Genomic DNA, 19,308 nt, shown 5'->3' with positions numbered 1-19,308 from the left:
TCATTAAGCAATCGCAAATGCTAAGCTTTGTCGGGGTAAGCGTGGAGTGGTAGATCTACCAGTACCTGATACAAAGCCTGGGTAACTCTGACTATCACTGGTAGAGATAACTGTGGCTCGGCACACTGGCCCACCCTAATTAGCCATTGAGTTGAATCGATTCATTTAGAAGATAGCCCTGTATGCCCATTCATTCGCGCAGCACACAAATCACCATAAATAGTCAATCATGGCCGTGGGTCATAACAAGAATTTTTCTACAGAGATCAGCTTACGGTGTAAAGTTAAGAGAATTTGGCAGGAAGATAGGTATGAGATGGCAGTGTGAACCACATGACTTATTCGTGGCGGCTCATGACCAGCTCTTGGCCAGGGATTTATCTTAACCCAAGCCTTTAAAGAAGGCTATTCTCAAATCACCAATTTACTTGCGGCAATGAATCGTCAATTTAGAAAAGCTCATTATCTGATTAGCCTCGTCACGGCTTTAGCACTTGTTTCCGGAGCTCCAGGACTCACGGAATCTAACGCCAGGAGCTTTGATATGGCTCAAGCAGATGCTCAAACTGATATGGACACTGGTTCTGATAAAACTCAAGAAGCAGAACAGATTTTTGAAGAGCTTGTAGAACAAGTTGATGAGCTGGAGAAACTTTATCGCGATGCTAAGAGCGATTTTCAGGCAGGGGATTATGCAGCTTCTGAGGCAAAGCTCAGATGGGTCATATCTAGATCGGTAGATCCCAGCTTTCCTAAAACTGAACCGGATCCAAAGTATGAAGGGGTTGAGCACGAAGGTGAGCGTCCTTGTGATGCACCGTCTGACGTTCCTTTGATCGGTTGGTTATTCAGAGGGCTTTGTCAAGTAAACTTTTGGTTTGCAAGAATTGTAACCCTCCCTTTACTGCAATCAACAGAGCAATTATTTTTCGGAGAATCGACACTTTCTGAAGAAGATTTTCCAGAATTATTTAAAGACGGAGATATTCGTGCCCGATTACAAGAGAATGCTGAACGGGCACACCGCACGACCAGTAACAGTATCAAACTGCTGCAACAAATACTTGTAGTCAATGGTGATCGCAATCAAGCATTAGAGATTGCCGAACTGAGCCGCGAGTTTGAATATGTTCGCATCTCACCTTTGTTGAATGCAGGTGCAGGACTTTCAGAACCTGCTATTCCAGACCGAGTGAGTGTGGCTGATATTAAGAAAATTGCAAACGAGCAAAACTCTACTATTGTTTACTACTCGCTCATCAATGACCGCGAAATTTATGCTTGGGTGGTGAGACCCAATGCAAGAAATCCTGAGTTTAAGATTTTGCCTATAGCTCCTACAGAAATCATTTCAGAACAAGTTGATAGGACTCGACAAGCAGCTTCCTCAAACGTAGATCGCGGCGACGGTGGTGCGGGCGCCATCGTTTGGAAACGCGGCGATCTTAGATCGAGTGACACTGATACCGCAGTATCTATTATGACTGAGGATGAGCAAACGCAAACATTGAAAGGTCTCTATAGATCGATCATTGCGCCGATTGATGAATATTTTCCGGCTCCCAATTCAGATCCGGCAATTGATAGTCATGTTGTCTTCATTCCTCAAGGACCGTTATTCGGAGTGCCATTTGCGGCCCTCCAGAATGAATTCGGCGACTACTTAATTGACCAATACACCATTCGAGTCGCGCCTAACTTCAAGACGCTGAGCCAGTCTGCAAGAACGTTAAATGAGTTTCCTAAGGAAGATGCCATCTTGTTCGTAGGCAACCCAGATATGCCGACTGTTCAACGGACTGAGAATGATGCTCCACAGAAATTGCCATCCCTGCCTGGAGCACAAACAGAGGTGAATGTGATTTCTCGCTTGTTTGCGTCCGAACCCCTGACCGGAATAGCAACTAAAGCAGCAGTACGCCAGAAAATGGCTAATGCTTCCGTGATTCATTTAGCAACCCATGGCATTTTAGATAGCCGTAACCTCGCGTTAACAAATGCTGACCTGGGCAAAATTATTGAGGATGAATATGGATATGGAGCCCATGCAACGGAATATTTTAGTAAGCTAGCGGACGACTTGCTTCCAGGAGCTATTGCCCTAACACCAGAGGGCAGAGATGATGGCTTACTTAGAGCGAGTGAACTGCTCGGTTTGGAATTAGATGCGGAATTAGTGGTGCTAAGTGCCTGTAACACTGCGAGAGGAATCTCTGGGGAGAGCACGATTCTAGGTTTACCCTTTTCACTAGGCGCAGCAGGTGCTTCGCGAGTGGTTGTCTCCTTATGGTCAGTACCGGATAAGCCAACCCAGGAGTTGATGCGCGTTTATTATGCCGAAATGTATCGCCAATCTATTTACGAAGACTCTATTGATCCGGCAGGGGCACTACGTAAAGCCATGCAAGAGATTAAGTCTAATGAAAAATACAAAGACCCTATCAACTGGGCTGGTTTTACTTTGATCGAAGTCTCACAAGAAGACTAAGTCGCATCCCGTTCTTGAATCATGGATTGATAGTCGTTACGCACTGATTGGGTTCTATCATGAGACTTTCCTAAGCTCTGCTCAAAAATATTAATTGCCTGCAAATAAAGCGGTTCAGCATCATTCAAACGTTTCTGCAACCAGTAAAACTTAGCGAGATTGCTAAGACAGGTTGCTACATTAGGATGTTTGTCAGAGAAAAGCTGCTTCCACTTTCCTAATACTTTCAAATACAGCACTTCAGCTTCATCAATACGACCTTGAACATCATGAAGGATGGCCAGACTATTCAAATTATTTACCACATTTGGATGTTCTTCACCCAAAATGCGCTGATTAACTTTCAAAGCGTCACGCAGCAAATCCTCTGCTTGAGAAAACTGATCCTGACGATAGTAGACGAAAGCCAAATTAGTTGAGGTTATGGCAATTTCAGGATGCTCTTCACCCACAACTTGTTTATATAGCTCTAAGGCTGCGAGATATTCCGCTTTGGCCTCTTCTAGCTTTCCCTGACCAGACAGACAGCAGGCCAAGTTATTCAAGCTGGTAGCCACCCGAGGATGCGTTTTGCCCAAGGCGTTTTGTCGAATATCTAATGCCTGACGCAGTAACGGTTCCGCTTCTTCATAGCGGTGCAGGTTGTTATACAGCAAACCCAAATTGTCTAAGCTATCGGCGAGGTCAGGATGGTCGGCAGGCAATTGTTTTTGTCGAATTGCTAACGCCTTAAGGTAAATCGGCTCAGCTTCTGAGTAATCGCCTTTTTCGGTTAGTAACAGCCCCAAGCTATTGAGACTATCTGCGACTTCATTATGTTCATCGCCAAACAGTTCACCCCGCATGGTTAATCCCTTTTCGCAAAAAGGCTGGGCCTCAGAATATCGACCTTGGGCACGACAAGCCGAAGCTATCCCATTTAGGCTCATCGCGACCTGTGGATGCTTATCGCCAAACCGCTTTTGGGCCGTTTCTAAGCATCGTCGGTACCACTCTTCTTTCTTACTGTAGAAACCTTGCCCTTCGTAATAATGACCAAGCCCCTTGAACGGTTGAATTAGATCATCTTCTTCAAGGCAATCGCAGAAGCATGCCGCTACCTCTTCGATATGAGGAATTACTGGATCTAGTTCTAGGATGAGTGATCGCGTAGGTGATTCGGGAATTTTGCTCGCCGCTGCCGCCAAGGTTTTCGCTAACGTGTATTTCAGTGTTTCTGCCTGGGACACGAGCTCTGCTTTGTCTTGCAAAAACTCACGAATCAGCTGGTGGAGTTGATAGCCACCGCTCCTCTTACGCTGAATGAGATGCAATTTGACAAGCGATTGATCACGCAGATCTTCTAAGTCTTCTTCATCTTCGTTTGGCAGACATAATTCCACCAGATGCCAGGGTATCAATGCCGGAGCAAATAAACATAGCAGGTATGCGAGCTCTTGAGATGTTTCATCAAGCATTTCCCAACTCAAATCAAAGGCGTTGGCAACCCCTAACCGAGCTGTCATTTCTTCATCATCTGGATCAGCGATCGCTGGAGAGTCAAGGCGCTTCTTCTGCAATCGCTGAAACATCTTCGCTAAAGGGAGATCCTCTTTGAGGTTAAGATACCGCCCCACTAATTCCAGACCCAGGGGTAATCCCCCTAGCCACTGGTAAATCTTGAAAGCATCGTCAATCTCCGACTGCACTCGCAATGGCCCAATCAGAGCCTCTAACATAGCCAAGGCTTCTGTTTCTTCCAGTACCTCAACGGTCAGCTTCTGGATTGAAGCTCCTAATCTTAATCGAGTCGTGAGCAATACCTTAAATCGAGATTTACCAGCGGGAAGATAGTTTTTAATAGCGTCATAATCAATAACATCATCAATCACCACCAGAACATCCCCTTCGGGCCAATAGGTCCAGCAGTGTCCCACTTGCTCTAAGATTTTCAGGTCTTCGGATGGGTTAAGCTCCAACCGCGATCGCGCAAACTGCACAATTTGAGTCCCGATATCAGTGCCTTTAGCCTGAAGCCAGCAAGCACCGCCCTGATACAGATGCTTGTAAGCATGGGCATATTGCAAAGCCAATTCCGTTTTGCCAACGCCGCCCATCCCGCTGATGGCAAACACTGCTGATTGCTGACTTCCCTGTAATTGCTGATGGAGTTGACTTAGCTCAGCAGCTCGTCCTACAAATTGAACAACCCCACTGCGAGGCAAGTTTTCTGGAATCCCCACTCGTGAGGGCAGGAGATATTGACGGATAACTTCAGCATCAGCACCCTCAAAGATGATGTTACGGTCGCCGACGATATTGCGATCTCCTGTGATCAGTACGGCATTGTCGGCATTGCCGCCCACGGTCAATGCGCGATCGCCCGTTGCCAGAGTGGCTTGTCCTGATTGAATTGCCTCTAATAATTGCTGTTGCTGTTGAAGAGTAAGGGATGTGCCCGCAACACGTTGAATGATAGTCGTGAGGTCTTGAGGCATATCTTTTGGCAAACGTCGATTAGGTCTTCACAATCATACCTACTCTACCCTGGTGGTGCAGAAACTATTTTGAGTCTCATGACGGACAGCTCAGACCGTCAAAATAGCGGCTGAAATCCATTGCCTTTGTTCGATCCCTTGAGAAACCCCAAATTCGCTGTCTCGACGAAAATCCTTTATACATAAAGTCTTCAGGAGTTTTCTGCATCACTAAGGACGACGCTGTTGCAGCAGATGGCCTAGTGGATGACTGAAACTATCGAAGGGGCGATCGCGATCGCTTTATCCAGGGATTATTACGAGAGCACTTTGCAGAAATGCTGTCAAACAAGGCAAAAGGCGATCGCTAATTTGAACTTTGTTTTTTTCGCTTCTCAATTTCGTCAATTGGTAAAAATAGATTCTCTTGAATATCCTCAACAATGCCATAGCTGCTGTTACTTAGGCTTTGGGAAATTTGTATACAGTCTACCAACAGTTTGCTAGCGTCAAAATATTTCTTAAGTGCTTGATTCTGCAAATCGCTAAATTTCCAGTTTCTGCCTATATTTCGATATTTAACAGATGCCTCTTTCAACTCAGAAATCCAGTCTTGAGAGTGATTTTCCCACCAATATCTATAGGCTTCTGTGTCTTTGACATACCATTTCCAATTTTCTTGCGATGCCTCTACTTGAGGCAAATGCATCGCAAGCTGTTTTAGCTTAACTCCAAAAACACTTTTACCCTCAATTTCAAGAAGTCGATTAAGGTACATAAAGAACCCTCTATCTAGTGCTTCTAAACGAAGAGGGTGCTCAAAAATTTTAATATTATTAACGTTTTTATCTATGTAGGCTTGGCTGCAATAAATCAAACTTGCTAAAGCGTAGTCTCGATATAAAGACAAATCAAGAAGGTGTTGAATGCGTTTAATATAATTTTCTTCAAGCCTATATCCATAAATTAGGTTGAGATTTAATTGCGTGATTCCTTCTGTTGCCTGCTTAAGATTGTTATCAATACCTAGCAATTTTAGATGAACCTGAAAATAATCAAGGTTAAGCATTCCAAAGTGAGCTTGTTGAAAGTTGAAATAGAATGCTCGAATCTCAGAAATACTATAGCTACTGTTAGTTGATGATGACTGATTATGTACCCAATCCAGAAACTCTTGTAATTGTTCGTCGCCTATTAAAAAATGATCAATTTGGCCTTTCATTAATAAAAATAATTCGCAAGGCTCCCTTATCGCCTCGGCTGTTAATAGAAAAATTTCACGCCAATGAGTGTCCCAGATATGGGACGCTAATTTATCAAAGCCAGATCGCCCCCAAAACCACTTCGCTACAAAGTATTCCTGAAATGTTAGGTGTGAGAACGTCCAGATTTTATGTGCCCGTTCAACCAATAATCCGTGTTGCTGTGCGATTGCTTTCAACACCTCCTGACTTTCCTGCAACCCAATCCCCAAAAACTCCGCAATATATCCCTCAATCTCTGCCTGCTCAAACAACACATACTGCTCTTGCTCGAACTTTTTCACCGCCAGATGGCTCAATAGATCCAGCTTCCGCTCCACCGACAAATCACGATATATCTCATCCCGCTCAATCTCCCGAGACTTGTCCCACCGCTCTAGCAATAGCTCCAACCCTTCTCCATAGAGCTTAGAACGCTTCGAGTAAAATGCCTGTTTCTGCTGAAACACCGCACAGGTTAAACTCAACAAAATCGGGGTAATCGCTAAGTTGCGAATCGATTTGTTCTCTCCCCGAAATAACTGCTCCAGAAAAGCGGTTGCCTTAGCCTGCCCTGTTGTTAAATCCCCACAAACTGTCTGAAACCAATGCTCTGCAAATGCCCTGACTTGTAGTTCATTAAAATCGGCTACTTCTACGTAATCAAACCGTTCAAACCGCGACTCCTGACTTTGCATCCGGCACGTTACAATTACCTGCACCTGCGGATAGATCCGCGCAAACCGCTTGATTTGCTTGGCAATAGTCTTCTCCCCTTCCCCCGTTACTTCGTCAAGCCCATCCAGCAGCATCAGTGATCGTCCCTGGTTGAGAACCAATTGAGTTTCTATTGTCGATAACTGCCAGCTCCGCTCTAGATATTGCTCCAGTGAATAGGCAATGTCCCGCCCATCTTCTATAAACTCCCGCAACTTAATCAGAACGGGAATCTTATTAGCTTGTAGATTTTCCGCATTGCACTCCGTCACCATCCGCTGCAAATAGGTCGTCTTTCCCGAACCCGGCTTGCCCACCACCATCAGGTTGGTATTCCTAGCTAGCACCTCCAGCCCCGACACCCTCTGCCGTTCCTCCCCCAATCCCATGCGGTCCAAACTGCGATAGCCAGGATTCTGGCTGAAATCCTGCCACAGGTCAGCCAACTCTGTTCGGCGATTGCTACTCACCTCCTCCAAAATATTCACATCCACAAACAGCTCTCCCAGCGGCATCCAATGATCCACGCCCCAGAGTGGCATCGTGCCATGTAAGCGCTGGATGTCATCATGGAGGCGCGATCGCACCTGTTGCACCAACTTGTCCACTGACGCAACTTCTGTTGCCTGAGACGGTACTAACTTGTTTATCTCTTCTCGAATGGCTTGAGCGATAGCCTGAATTTGCGGCTGCGTTTCTGGCAATCCATAGAAGTAGACGCGTTGAGATGCTAGCAACTCCTGCAATACCAGTTTCAGGGTTTCTGCATCCATCCCCTGATGAATCACTACCCGGTTGTGGTCACCCAGGATGTTGTCACTCCCCGTGACAATCTTTGCTCCAGTGGCATCGCGGGCGATCGCCACCGCTCCCTGACCAGACGCGGTGACTTCAGCCAGTAGCGCCTGAAGATTTTCCTGAGGGAGATCCTTAAGTGCCGCTTTAAGATTTTCCAGGCTTTCTGACATCGAATTACTTATTCCTCGTCATCCCGAGCGGATCCATAGGAGTCACCGATGTGCAACCCGTGCGCCTGGCCGATGCTGATGTTAGTTTTTCCTTTTTGATTTACCGTTTGCATCCGATTGTTATTACCGACAACATTGCCATCTCCAGTGATGATGGTTGCCCCTTGGACACTACCACCAATGCCAACACTGCGGTTTCCCGAAACAGTCACGGTAGTAGTTTGGATGATCTGGTTATTGAGTTCACCAGGCTGCGCCTCAATCCGGGGCTCGGTTGCCAGTTCAGGCGGCAAGCCTTTCGGCTGCAGGTCTCCTCCGGCATAGTAGGCCAGCACAAAGTTATCGGCCTTTTCAATGTCCAGCACTGGGTGTTGCTTATCGCTGGTCAACGTCGGCACAATGCGGCTGGCATACATCGCCAAATCCGTCGCCCGAATGTAGCCATCTTGCTGCGTGGCTCCTTCGCCGCATAATCCCTTCATCAAGGCATAGGTAAAGGCACTATAGGGTTCTCCGGCATAGGACAACTCCTCTGGCCGTGAGGAGCCAATCATAATGCGTCCGCCCCCTTTGGCAAACATCCTTTGAGCTTCCGGTGGTAATGGAGCCTTGGTCACTTCAAAGGCAGAGACATCACTTAATCCGCCAGCATGGCAGCAATCCAGCATCACCAGCAGCTTCTGGGCTGGAATCTCTCGCAGGTAATCTACAAACTCGCTGCCGCTAATGGCGGTCTCATCCAAAGCTTCAGTGTTGTAGCCGTAGGGCATTAAAAAATAAGACTTAAACGGCTTTTGTAGTTGGTGGCCATGACCTGAAAAATAAATCAGCACCGTCGAATCATCGTCGGTTGAAGCCGCCAAGGTCTCCAGAGTTTGCAAAATCTGGTTGCGGGTTGCCTCTTCCCCCGTTAGCACCTGCACCTGGTCTTCTGGATAGGCACAGCGCTCCGGGTCTTTCAGCACCTTAGCCAGACCTTTGGCATCGGTGGCTGTACTGGGTAAATCGCCGCCGACCCCAATCACGCAAGCATGCCCTTGTTCAAAAAGGTGACTCATCTCTGTTTGCCCTCAACTGGAAAATCCACCAAGTCTTCAGCCATTATGGCCTTGCCGCTAAAAAGGGTTAGAGTTTCTTAGCCATAAAATTGAGTCTTACCATGATTTACCCATGTTTCTTGCGCAGGCAGGGGTCATGAGCTGTAGTCCTAACAATTGCGATCGCTCTTCAATCCATCCATCTCCCCATGAAACTCCATCCCTCTCCCTGGCTGAGCCTGGCATTCTCCCTATTGGGCTGCCTCCCGGCTCAACCCATTCTGGCCCAAACAACTGTCATCGTCACCCCTGAAGCCCTTACGGCGACTGGAACTCGCGGTGAAACTGAACCGGCAATCCGCACCCTGGCGATTCGAGCAACTGAGCCCATAACAGATTTACAAATCCACGCTCTAGATTTGTACAGTCGCGATCGCGATCGGGTTTTCCCCCAAAGCCTCATTACCACTCCCACCGCCATTGGCTCCGTTAAGGTGGGTACCCTGATCACTTTGCCGGTGACGTTTAATCTGCAGGCTGCTCCCAGTGGTGAGTTTCAAGGGTCATTACTGTTAAGTTACAGCGACGACCAGGTAACTGTTCCCATTACAGTTCGCGTGAAAGATGCCTGGTACTTGCCATTGGCACTGTTGATTTTGGGCGTGATCCTTGGCACCACTGTTTCTAGCTACAGCCGTTGGGGAAAAACAACCGATGAGTTGACGGTCGGCATTGAAACGCTGCGCACCCAGACTCAAAATGATTCAGAGATCCCCCTTTCATTTGCCTCTAGCATTGCAGTGCATCTGGCTGATGCCCAATTAGCCCGCGATGCCAAACAACTGGAAAATGCTCGTCAGTCCCTCAATACCGCCGGGGGAATGTGGGGAAAATGGTTTCGTGAGCGCCCAGAGTGGCTCAGTACTTTGCAGGTGGGCAAGGAATTACAGTCTAAGCTTTCAGAACAACTCCCGACAGTGAGCCACGCGCCCTATCTACAGACGATTTATTCTAATCTACAGACGGTGTTAGACAATGTTGCTAACTTTGGCAATGCCGCAGCGTTAGGGCAAATCATCAATCGTTTTTCACAACAGTCTACTCGCTATCTAAGAATTCTCCAGCAATATCGCCAGTTTCAGCAAACTCTGGAGGAGCTTAATCCCGATGCCTTAGCACCCTCCGATCAAAAAGCCCTACAGGATATGAATTCTTGGACTGATGCCTGGAAAGAAACTCTCATGACCCTTCAACCTTCTGACTCCGGCGATGATCCCCAACTGCAATCGGTTGGTTTAGCCATCGCTGAGGCTAACCCGGTTCTAAATACGTTGAAACAGAAAGCAGAGGATTCTGCTCCTGTAGATGGCTTGCGAGAATTTAAGCCAGGAAAAGGAAAAGCAGCTATAGAAGCTAGTCCCCCCTCAGAAGTGGCAATGCCTCATGCTACAGTAACGGAAACTCCTGTCGCGGCCTTAGATGATACCTTCGTATTTAACAGCATTGCTGCCCTGATCAAGAATCCCAAACAACGTCTTCAGCTTTTTGCGATCGCGGGCTATCTAACCACCATCGGATTTTTGGCTGGAACAGGCTTTAACCAGCTTTATCTGGAGAACCCGACGTTCGGCTCAAGTGGGTTACGAGATTATTTTGCCCTTCTAGCTTGGGGCTTTGGCGCAGAAGCTACTCGCAATGCAATTACCAATGCTCTGCGGCGAACCGATGGTGCTAGAGACGGACTGCTGTAGTTGCCATTCGTGGTCTCTAGCTAGCTATGTCTAGAGTAGTACACCACCGTCGCTCCTGAATCAGCGATCGCTTGAGCCTTCAACTACTCCAAACCGTCTAGGATGGCTTGCTGAGTTGCGCCCTCATCATGCAACACCCTCAAATGCTAAGCATTATCCGGGTAACCACAAAGCTGAGGATTAACCACAATCAGGTATAAAGCCCGAGTGTTTTGGACCGTTACTGGCAGAGACAACTGCGGCTCGGTATATTGACCTTCATCAACCAGGAATGCATCCCCATGATTGAAGTTCTTTGCCATCGTTTAATCAATTGAGTTAGATCAATGATTTAGAGAATAGCCACACATGATCATTTATTCGAGCAACGCGCAATATCGGCAGAAATAGTCAAACTAGAGCAGCTCTCAATCTTGTTCCGCGCAGCATAAACGTTATGAGTTTAAAGGTTTGGTTTACCCGAGTCAAAGAGCTAACGATTTTTATTGTTTAGAATAAGATTTTGATGATAGAATGCCTAACGTATGAAACAGACTTCAACTCACCATGCCTGGATTACTAAAATAGCTAATCCTGTATAGATGTACACTGAAATGTGGTTCTTATCTGCTTTAGTTAGCAGTAATTGTAGCCAACACTCCGGAGTAGTGTTTCAATACTTTAGAAAATAATAAAATTTGACTGAAGGTGGGGAAATGAGAAAAATCATTGGCAACCTCAAATTCAAATTTTTGTCATTGGTAGTTTCTTCGTTGACATTAGTGTTTTTCCTGCCTGTCTTAGTGGATCTCGGCTTCACTCAACCTAACTCTATAAATATAGGTAGTTATTCTTTTGACTACGGTTTTCCCAGTCGCCCATTGCAAGTCGAACCAGCAAGCCTGACATCTCCTCGATTTGTCACTCAAGTAGGAGGGGTCTCTTTCAATGCTACTGCCACTCCAGCAGAAGCTTTAAGTGGCAATCAGGTTTCACTGATTTATAACTCCTCAAGAGAAGATGGCACTAGATTACAAGTTAAGATTAGGGACCAACTGTATGATTCCTTGCTTCCCGATTGGCAGTTGATTCCCATTGCTAAGTATGCGGATAGTGAATATAGCGCTTGTGTGTCTTTATTTGGTGAGGACACAAATGACAGTGCTTATCACATTGTTTATCATCCTGCTTTCGATAATACGCTGCTTGGACTACGCTTAATGCAGGCAGATATTATGTTTTTCGATTTGGGAGAATTTTGGCAACTTCCTGCCTTGAATGGAGAAACCATATTAGGTGAAGGAGAATCTTATTCTGACAGTAGTACTTGGACAACTGCAGCAAGTGAAATTTCAGAGGCTTTTGGTGGCGATTATTTTCAGTCTTGGGTTTTAACAGATGAAGGATTAGGGGTAAATATCTCTGTGGCAGAAAATAATGAAGGTGGAGAATATATTAGTTTAGGTAACCGACCTTATTATTACTTTTGGAAGCTTGATGGTTCAAGAGTTGTTCCGGTAAGCTCTTTAACTGAACGAATAAGAACAGCTTTGCCATTTGTGCAGGAGTATAATACTGCTGTGTATGGTGCAGCCATGAATACGATGCGTTTCTCAGCCCTATTTAGGTATGTTAAACAAACTAATCCAGATTCGTGGCGGAGTTTCTTAGGTCAAGTAAGCACATTGGCACCTCAACCTTATGTAGATACCCCCACACGTTGGTCTTTCTTAGATGCATCAATTCATCCAGACGAAATGATTGCTTCTAAATCTGAAATCTGGAAAGACGATGCTGTTCCTTCAATGAAGTTTCAGGCTTTGCATTCAAAATAGTTCCTATATCGCCATTTTTTCTAATTTTTTGAATTTGAGCCTTAAGAAATAAATTTTTAGTTCCTGGTCTTCTTTTGTTGTTGAAATCACCAAAAAGTACAACTGCTTCTACATCTTCAGTTCATCGATCACTTAGAAGAGTTATAAGTCACTTCATCTTTCGCAGCTTTTGATGAGCTGTTCTGTAGACTCCATCTTCTCCAAAACACATAGAGTGATAGAGTGATTTGGACCTAACAAATCTGCAAATGCTTGGTGTGCTTTTCGAAAGATCTCCATAGCTTCTGAATAGTAATCAATTGCTTCATCAACTTGAGATATGGCTTCATAAAAATAGCCCTGTTTAATGTAAGAGACTCCCAAATTGCTTAAAGTTTTAGCAAATTCTTGATGAGTTTCACCAGTCTCTTCCTCCCGACATTCAAATATTCTTAAAGCTTTTTTGTAATATGACTGAGCCCGTTGCTGATGGTGAAGCCCGAATTTGAATTTTTGATCTACTTTGCCATATAAGTCACCTAGGTTATTATAGCTTTGTGCTATGTCAGGATGATTTTCTATTAAATGTTCTTCTCTGCCTTTCAAAGATTTGAGATAGAAAAATTCCGCCTCTGAAAATCTTTCCAGCATTGTGTATAAATATCCTAAATTATTGTAGCTCTGCGCTGTATCGAGATGATCTTCACCAAAAAGAATCTCCCTAATGTTAAGCGAAGCTTTATATAGATTTTCTGCTTCAGAGTATCGGCATTGAAGTTCTCGTAGTTTCGCTAAGCTGTTGAGAGTAGATGCTAATTCTGGATTAGGGATTTTATTTGCAAGATGTTCTCTAACCCTTAATGCTCTTAGTAAGAGCTCTTCAGCCCTGTCATATACACCTTTTGAGAGTTGAATAGAACCTAAATTATGAAAGTCAGTTGCCAAATCTTGATGATATTCATCCAGAAGTTCCCTTCTGATCCTCAAAGCCTCCTGAAATTGTTGTTCAGCCTTATCGTAATTCCCTTCAAAAGAATAAGAAATCACCCCTAATCTGCTTAGAAGATCGGCAATTTGGAGATTAACTTTTCCTACACGTTTTTTTGTGATTTCTAAACCTTTCTCTAGCCATTGCTTTGAACTTCTCCATTGCTTTAGCCCTTTACGAGTAGCTTGTTTAAGGCTGGAGGTTTCAGTGATGTCAGCTAAACTTGCTGCTGAATCTTTTCTAAAGGTGGCTAAACTGTAATAGAAAGTTGCAATTCCGATATATATGATAGAGATTTCATCATCTCTCAACCAAGGCTGTAGTGAGATTGCGACCTCTTCGATATGAGGAATAACTGGGTTCAATTCCAGAATGCAGGGTTGTGTGGGCGATTCGGGGATTTTACTCGCTATCCTTGCCAAGGTTTTGGCTAATGTCTCCCGCAACTTTTCTGCCTGAGGTACAGACTCTGCTTTGTCTTGCAAAAACTCTCGAATCAGCTGATGAAGCTGATAGCTCCCTCTCCCCTTGCGCTGAATGAGATGTAATTTAACTAACGATTGATCGCGCAGATCTTCTAAGTCTTCTTCATCTTTATCTGGCAGGCACCATTCCACTAAATGCCAAGGGATCGATGTCGGGGCAAATAAACACAGCAGATAAGCTAGCTCTTGATCTGCGTCGTCGAGCATGTCCCAACTCAACTCAAAAGCGTTGGCAATCCCTAAACAAGCTGTCATTTCCTTATCATCAGGATCGGAGATCGCGGGAGAGTCAAGGCGTTTTTTCTGCAATCGCTGAAACATCTTTGTCAGCGAGAGATCCTCTTTCAGATTGAGGTAGCGCCCCACTAATTCCAAACCTAGAGGTAACCCGCCTAACCACTGATATATCTTGAGAGCATCGTCAATCTCTGACTGCACTCGCTCTTCTCCAATCAGTGATTTCAACATGGTTAAAGCTTCTGTTTCTTTCAGTACTTCGATAGCCAGATTCTGAATCGAAGCCCCTAGCCTTAATCGAGTTGTCAGCAAAACCTTAAATCGAGGTTTACCAGCAGGTAGGTAGTGCTTAATAATGTCGTAGTCAATTACATCATCAATCACCACCAGAACATTGCCTTCAGGCCAATAAGTCCAACAGTGACCCACTTGCTCTAGAATGTCTAGCCCCTCAGAGGGGTTAAGTTGTAAGCGCGATCTCGCAAACTGCACAACTTGAGTTCCGATATCCGTTCCTTTCGCTTGCAGCCAGCACACACCCCCCTGGTAAAGATGCTTGTACGCATGGGCGTATTGCAACGCTAATTCAGTTTTACCAACGCCGCCCATACCACTGATGGCAAATACTGTTGATTGCTGACTCGCCTGCAGTTGGTAGTGGAGCTGATTAAGTTCCGCCCCTCGCCCCACAAATTGCACTACCCCACTCCGAGGCAAGTTCTCGGGAATTCCCACCCGTGCGGGCTGGAGATATTGACGAATGACCTCAGCGTCAGCCCCCTCAAAGATAATGTTGCGATCGCCCACGATATTGCGATCGCCGGTAATCAGCACTGCATTGTCAGCATTGCCGCCCACAGCCAGGGCACGATCGCCTGTGGCTAATGTTGCCTGCCCTGATTGAATGGCTACCAGTAATGCTTGTTGCTGTTCATCCGTTAAGGTATCGCCTACAACTCTTTGGATAATGGTGTTGAGCTTATTAGACATAGTTTCTCAATTTAAAGTTAGCTCTATTGTCTTTACCGTCATAGCTTCAGCTCGGATAGTGGTGAGCTACCCTTACCCTGTCAGCGACTCATATTGGCCATGAACATGATCGCACCACTGCTGAGCGAGCGTAGCAATCTCCCGTCGCTTACTCTCACTAGCCCAAAGCTCTGACCAACTTAGCTTCCACCGGCTGAGCAACCGCTGCAAGTCTACCAACTCAGTCGCGAAGGTTGCATCCGTCTCCAAATCAATACTGGGTATCGCCCACTCAATAAAGAACTGACTCTCTCTGACCAGATGTTGAGCAACCGACTCATCGGTACCGCTCCTCGGCAAGAGCTGGATCCGCGTCAAATTCAGGGCCAAACTATTTAGCTGAGCCGCCCGGTTAGCCTGAAGATACTGTGTCTTGAGAATGTCCCAGTTTATTGCCATTCAACGTTGCCCAAAAGAGATTGCACGATTTGGCTAATGTCTTCCCGCAGAACAGGCTCTTGAATTTCCATCGACTTATTATCCGCACTAGGGCGAATGTTGATGAGTGATTCATACCCAACCTTTTGCCTGAGTGGATACCAATCAGCTCCCCAAATGATGGCCTGCACACTGCCATCATCCAGCAAAATCAGCTCACAATCGGCGTGAAGTTCCCCACCTTCGGATAGAATCCTGCGCTCAACATCTACAGCCAGTTTAATGTAGATTCCCAAAGCCTCTAGTATCTGAAACTCTGAGCTAGCATGGCTTTAATCGTTGAGGATGTCTCCGAGGTCACCTAGCTCATTGCCATCCATCGCAACCCCCTGCTCAATGTCCACGGGAGCTGAGGAGGTGGATTGATGCGCGATGGTCAGAGACTGGCCCGGAAGGGCCATCGCCCCTCCCCCTCTAACCGCCGCCACTAACTCCTCCAAGATGGCTTCCAGGCGAGCAGTGCTGCCCAATGGAGCCGAAGCACCGACATGGGATGTGACTGGATTAGCAATGTGGTAGCGATCGCATAAATCAGCAATCTGCTTCGCCAACCGCTCTACACAGTGCCGCGCCATTTCCTGAATTTCCGAGACCGATAGCTCACCGTGGAACTCCTCCGCCAGGGGACGGTAGAACGCCATCATGGCATCCATCCCCTGCTGTCGGCCCTGACGACCAGTGAAGTGCGGATTGTTCAACAGATAATTCAGCACCACCGCTGTCGCCGCCGGGAACTGAGCGTTGTAGATAAACTTGACCCGAGCCGAATGGGTTTGACCGTCCTGACTCATGACGCCCCCCGCATCCGGTTGACATCTCCGAGTAACGCCTGGAACAAACCAAAGCCATCAGTCATCCGCATCGACAGAGACGGCATTTCAACCGCTTCCGGCAGCTGAGCTTTGACCAATTGAGTTAACGCTTCTTGATGCTCCCAGGTAAACGATAGGCGAGACGCAAAACCTCGCTCGTCAAAGAACTGCCGCAACGGTTCTCGCATCAGATAAGCGGCCCCACCCGCCAACACCACATCCCCCTTGCCTGTTGCCAGACTCGGCAGCAGGTGGTCGGTGAAGTGGGACTCCAGGCTGGCCAGATATGCCGCTTCGACCTGGGTGATCGCCGCCGAGAAATTAACCGAAGTCCCTTTGGCCACCGAGTACTGCTGAGCCTGCCCCGTCTCCAGCGCCCTCAGCAGCACGTCGTATTCCGTGACCGACACCCCCGCTGCATTAGCCGCTTTCTCGAAAGATTCCCAGAAGCCCGGAAACTTGGATGTGGATTTAGCCGAGTTCAACGTCCCCGTCTCGAAAGCCAGTTGGGTGCCGTTGCGGTGGCCCAACATCTCAATCCAGGTGGTGCGCTGAGCAATGGCCACCCCCGTCTGCTGAAGCTGAGCCTTGCGCTGGACATAGATACCGTAGCCCTCAGGCCGAAAGCTGAGCTTCAGATTCACCCGATACTCCGCTTCGTCTTGGAACCGAAAGCCTTGAGCCAAGACGGTTAATCGAGACGAGATCTGCTGACGGGTAGCCAACTCATTGATGGGCAGCAGCACCCAGACCACCGCATCAAACCGAGCTGGAAGGCTTTCGGTTTTGGCGATCGCCCCCAGCACCCCCACGATCCGCTCGGGAGCCTTCAGGCTTTTATCCTCCTTAAAGCTGTTGTAGTCAAGAAACCGTTGAGCCGCTTTGCCCACAAACGTCAACACCTCACCATTGCGGTACCAAGCACAATCTTGCGGACGGCCCCCAGGGCTGATCGATTCGACCCCAGCGGCTTCGCGCTGGGCTACTTCCGTCTCCATCCAAAGGGCGTGAGTCTGCCCATGGAGCAGCTTATAGAAGAACTTGCCGCTCGATTTACCCAAGTCACAGGCCAATAAAAGCGTCGGAGCATGAGAATTCATAGGAACATCTCCCAATCACTGTCCTATTTATCAGCACTTAATCAGCTAAATCCGTGCAACTTTGTGAAAGTTTACGAAAAGCGCCGTTTTCCACGGAGTTGTTGTGACCTTTTGGGATGGGTGCTCAAAATGCTGATTAATTGGAATATAATTTGGTGTATCAGGATGCTGCGCCCCTATCGGGGGCTTCGCGGAGAGGTCACACAGTACGCCAAGGTTTTGGCAAAAACCGGGCAATGGCCTTCCCTCCAGGGTTTCTACCGTTTTTGAAGACGCTGCCGCTTTCGCTCCAGGGTGGCGTCGTGTTTTTAACCCAGCTTCTCCATGCTTTCCACGAGCAACCTCTCTGCGGCTCAAGCGGAGACCTATTACACCCACGAGGACTATTACTCCTCAGAAGAAGCGGCTCACCCGACTAAGTGGGTGGGCAAAGGAGCGGCGTCGTTGGGTTTGGCTGGAGTTGTCAATCAGCAGGAATTCAGCCAGATGCTCTCAGGACAGGCTCCCGATGGGCTATCGCTGACCGGGAAAGTGGTTGACCCCGAAAAGCGCCGGGCAGCGACCGACTTTACGTTTAGTGCGCCTAAGAGCGTCAGCATTGCGGCTCTGGTGCAGCAGGATGAACGGGTATTGGAAGCCCATCATCAGGCGGTGGCGAAAGCTCTATCGGTTTTGGAAAAGCGCTATGCCCAGACGCGGATCTCGACGGAAGCGGGCCGGACAAAGGTGACGACCGGCAATATCGCGGCGGCTGTGTTTACCCATTCCACTAGTCGGGAGGCGGAGCCGCAGTTGCACAGCCATTGTGTGGTGATGAGTGCGACGCAGTTGGAGGATGGGCGGTGGTTTAGTTTGAGCAATGAGGCGGCGATCGCCAACCAAAAGCTCCTGGGCCAGATCTACCAGAACGAGCTGGCCGTAGCGCTGAAGCAGCACGGCTACCAGATTGAGCCCAAGGCCCATGGGCAGTTTGAACTGGCGGGGTATTCACCGGAACTACTGAAGGCGTTTTCGACCCGCAGACAGCAGATCCTGAAGCTGATCGAGGAATGGGAGGCGACAGGTTCTGAGAACAACCGGGCGATGCGGGAGACGGCAACTTTAGTCTCGCGGAAACGGAAGCCCAAGGAGGTGGATGAGGGTCTGTTGCGGCGGGGATGGAATGCGCTGATTCAATTGAAGGGTTTGGAGCTACCAAACTTGCCGGATGGCACTACCCAAGCAGTTGGCGACCAGCCATCAGCCACATCGGTCATTGACGCGGCGATCCAGCACTGTGGGGAGCGGGAGTCGGTGTTTCGGCGCACGACGCTGGAGCGGTTTGTCTTTGAGCATGAGCTGGGGGTGCAGGGGTTTGAGGCGATTGAGGGAGCGCTCGCCGAAAGCCCTGAACTCATTCGCGTCGCCGACGGCAAGTTCACCACCCAAACCGCGCTCAATCTGGAACTCAACACGATCTGTTTGATGCAGCAGGGACGGGGACAGATGGCACCGATTGTCCCCAGTGGCACCCGGTTAAATGGTCTGACCAACCATTCTCTGAACCCGGAGCAGCAAAACGCGGTGGAGATGGCGGCAACCACACCGGATGCGGTGATGGCGTGGCAGGGAGTAGCGGGAGCGGGCAAGACCTATGCACTCAGGATCGTGGATTGAATAAGGTGTAATACTGCGGGTTGGGCTCCTAAGCTAGAGAGGTAGCGAGAGGAGCGGATAGATGATCACCCCCTACCCTGCCCCAATTGAAGCTCAAATGCAACGGTACTAT

Annotated in this window: 12 protein-coding genes; 4 read left to right on the top strand and 8 right to left on the bottom strand. The window is 47.7% G+C overall.

The window, feature by feature from the left end:
* The first annotated feature begins 436 nt into the window (after positions 1–436).
* Complete coding sequence (locus VB780_RS03155) at positions 437–2,488, top strand: CHAT domain-containing protein (protein ID WP_323349684.1); 2,052 nt, start codon at positions 437–439, stop codon at positions 2,486–2,488.
* On the opposite strand, the gene VB780_RS03150 is transcribed toward VB780_RS03155, so the two are convergent.
* The 3 genes from VB780_RS03150 to VB780_RS03140 form a co-directional block, all read right to left on the bottom strand.
* Positions 2,485–4,965 carry a tetratricopeptide repeat protein gene (locus tag VB780_RS03150; protein ID WP_323349683.1) on the bottom strand — a complete coding sequence of 827 codons (2,481 nt, stop codon included), beginning with the start codon at positions 4,963–4,965 and terminating at the stop codon, positions 2,485–2,487. The genes VB780_RS03155 and VB780_RS03150 overlap by 4 nt on opposite strands.
* A 346-nt stretch (positions 4,966–5,311) precedes the next feature.
* Positions 5,312–7,870, bottom strand: a complete 2,559-nt coding sequence (locus VB780_RS03145) for an NACHT domain-containing protein (protein WP_323349682.1) — start codon at positions 7,868–7,870, stop codon at positions 5,312–5,314.
* 8 nt (positions 7,871–7,878) lie between these two features.
* Positions 7,879–8,928 carry a caspase family protein gene (locus VB780_RS03140; RefSeq protein WP_323349681.1) on the bottom strand — a complete coding sequence of 350 codons (1,050 nt, stop codon included), beginning with the start codon at positions 8,926–8,928 and terminating at the stop codon, positions 7,879–7,881.
* A gap of 188 nt (positions 8,929–9,116) precedes the next feature.
* Between VB780_RS03140 and VB780_RS03135 the strand changes: the two genes are divergently transcribed.
* On the top strand, positions 9,117–10,658 hold the full coding sequence (locus VB780_RS03135) for a hypothetical protein (RefSeq protein ID WP_323349680.1): 1,542 nt from the start codon (positions 9,117–9,119) through the stop codon (positions 10,656–10,658).
* A 695-nt stretch (positions 10,659–11,353) separates the two neighbouring features.
* The gene (locus tag VB780_RS03130; protein ID WP_323349679.1) at positions 11,354–12,472 is read left to right on the top strand and encodes a hypothetical protein; all 1,119 of its coding nucleotides are present in this window, start codon (positions 11,354–11,356) and stop codon (positions 12,470–12,472) included.
* 153 nt (positions 12,473–12,625) lie between these two features.
* Here VB780_RS03130 and VB780_RS03125 read toward each other — a convergent pair whose 3' ends face one another.
* The 5 genes from VB780_RS03125 to VB780_RS03105 all read right to left on the bottom strand — a co-directional run bounded on the left by VB780_RS03125 (position 12,626) and on the right by VB780_RS03105 (position 17,540).
* On the bottom strand, positions 12,626–15,151 hold the full coding sequence (locus VB780_RS03125; protein ID WP_323349678.1) for a tetratricopeptide repeat protein: 2,526 nt from the start codon (positions 15,149–15,151) through the stop codon (positions 12,626–12,628).
* Between the two features lie 72 nt (positions 15,152–15,223).
* Entirely contained in the window at positions 15,224–15,589 is a 366-nt protein-coding gene (locus tag VB780_RS03120) for a hypothetical protein (protein ID WP_323349677.1), read from the bottom strand.
* Entirely contained in the window at positions 15,580–15,876 is a 297-nt protein-coding gene (locus tag VB780_RS03115) for a DUF5674 family protein (RefSeq protein WP_323349817.1), read from the bottom strand. Before VB780_RS03115 ends, VB780_RS03120 begins: the two co-directional genes overlap by 10 nt.
* A 24-nt stretch (positions 15,877–15,900) precedes the next feature.
* Positions 15,901–16,419, bottom strand: coding sequence for a hypothetical protein (locus tag VB780_RS03110; RefSeq protein WP_323349676.1), 519 nt, complete (start codon positions 16,417–16,419; stop codon positions 15,901–15,903).
* Positions 16,416–17,540: a hypothetical protein gene (locus VB780_RS03105; RefSeq protein WP_323349675.1), complete on the bottom strand. Its 1,125-nt coding sequence runs from the start codon at positions 17,538–17,540 to the stop codon at positions 16,416–16,418. The genes VB780_RS03110 and VB780_RS03105 overlap by 4 nt, the downstream gene beginning before the upstream one ends.
* Before the next feature lie 324 nt (positions 17,541–17,864).
* Here VB780_RS03105 and mobF point away from each other — a divergent pair, with 324 nt between their 5' ends.
* A complete protein-coding gene (mobF, locus tag VB780_RS03100; protein WP_323349674.1) occupies positions 17,865–19,196 on the top strand; it encodes a MobF family relaxase in 1,332 nt (443 codons plus the stop codon).
* Positions 19,197–19,308 lie beyond the last annotated feature (112 nt).

The sequence above is a fragment of the Leptolyngbya sp. CCNP1308 genome (assembly GCF_034932455.1).
Classification (GTDB): domain Bacteria; phylum Cyanobacteriota; class Cyanobacteriia; order Phormidesmidales; family Phormidesmidaceae; genus Nodosilinea.
Note: the sequence above shows the minus strand (reverse complement) of the source record. Positions and strands in the feature narration are given on the sequence as shown.

What these genes read in the sequence shown, in the direction of transcription:
- VB780_RS03110 (WP_323349676.1), bottom strand. Translation starts at nt 16,419, where the DNA reads ATGAGTCAGGACGGTCAAACCCATTCGGCTCGGGTCAAGTTTATCTAC.
- mobF (WP_323349674.1), top strand. Translation starts at nt 17,865, where the DNA reads ATGCTTTCCACGAGCAACCTCTCTGCGGCTCAAGCGGAGACCTATTAC.
- VB780_RS03155 (WP_323349684.1), top strand. Translation starts at nt 437, where the DNA reads ATGAATCGTCAATTTAGAAAAGCTCATTATCTGATTAGCCTCGTCACG.
- VB780_RS03135 (WP_323349680.1), top strand. Translation starts at nt 9,117, where the DNA reads ATGAAACTCCATCCCTCTCCCTGGCTGAGCCTGGCATTCTCCCTATTG.
- VB780_RS03130 (WP_323349679.1), top strand. Translation starts at nt 11,354, where the DNA reads ATGAGAAAAATCATTGGCAACCTCAAATTCAAATTTTTGTCATTGGTA.
- VB780_RS03125 (WP_323349678.1), bottom strand. Translation starts at nt 15,151, where the DNA reads ATGTCTAATAAGCTCAACACCATTATCCAAAGAGTTGTAGGCGATACC.
- VB780_RS03140 (WP_323349681.1), bottom strand. Translation starts at nt 8,928, where the DNA reads ATGAGTCACCTTTTTGAACAAGGGCATGCTTGCGTGATTGGGGTCGGC.
- VB780_RS03150 (WP_323349683.1), bottom strand. Translation starts at nt 4,965, where the DNA reads ATGCCTCAAGACCTCACGACTATCATTCAACGTGTTGCGGGCACATCC.
- VB780_RS03120 (WP_323349677.1), bottom strand. Translation starts at nt 15,589, where the DNA reads ATGGCAATAAACTGGGACATTCTCAAGACACAGTATCTTCAGGCTAAC.
- VB780_RS03105 (WP_323349675.1), bottom strand. Translation starts at nt 17,540, where the DNA reads ATGAATTCTCATGCTCCGACGCTTTTATTGGCCTGTGACTTGGGTAAA.
- VB780_RS03145 (WP_323349682.1), bottom strand. Translation starts at nt 7,870, where the DNA reads ATGTCAGAAAGCCTGGAAAATCTTAAAGCGGCACTTAAGGATCTCCCT.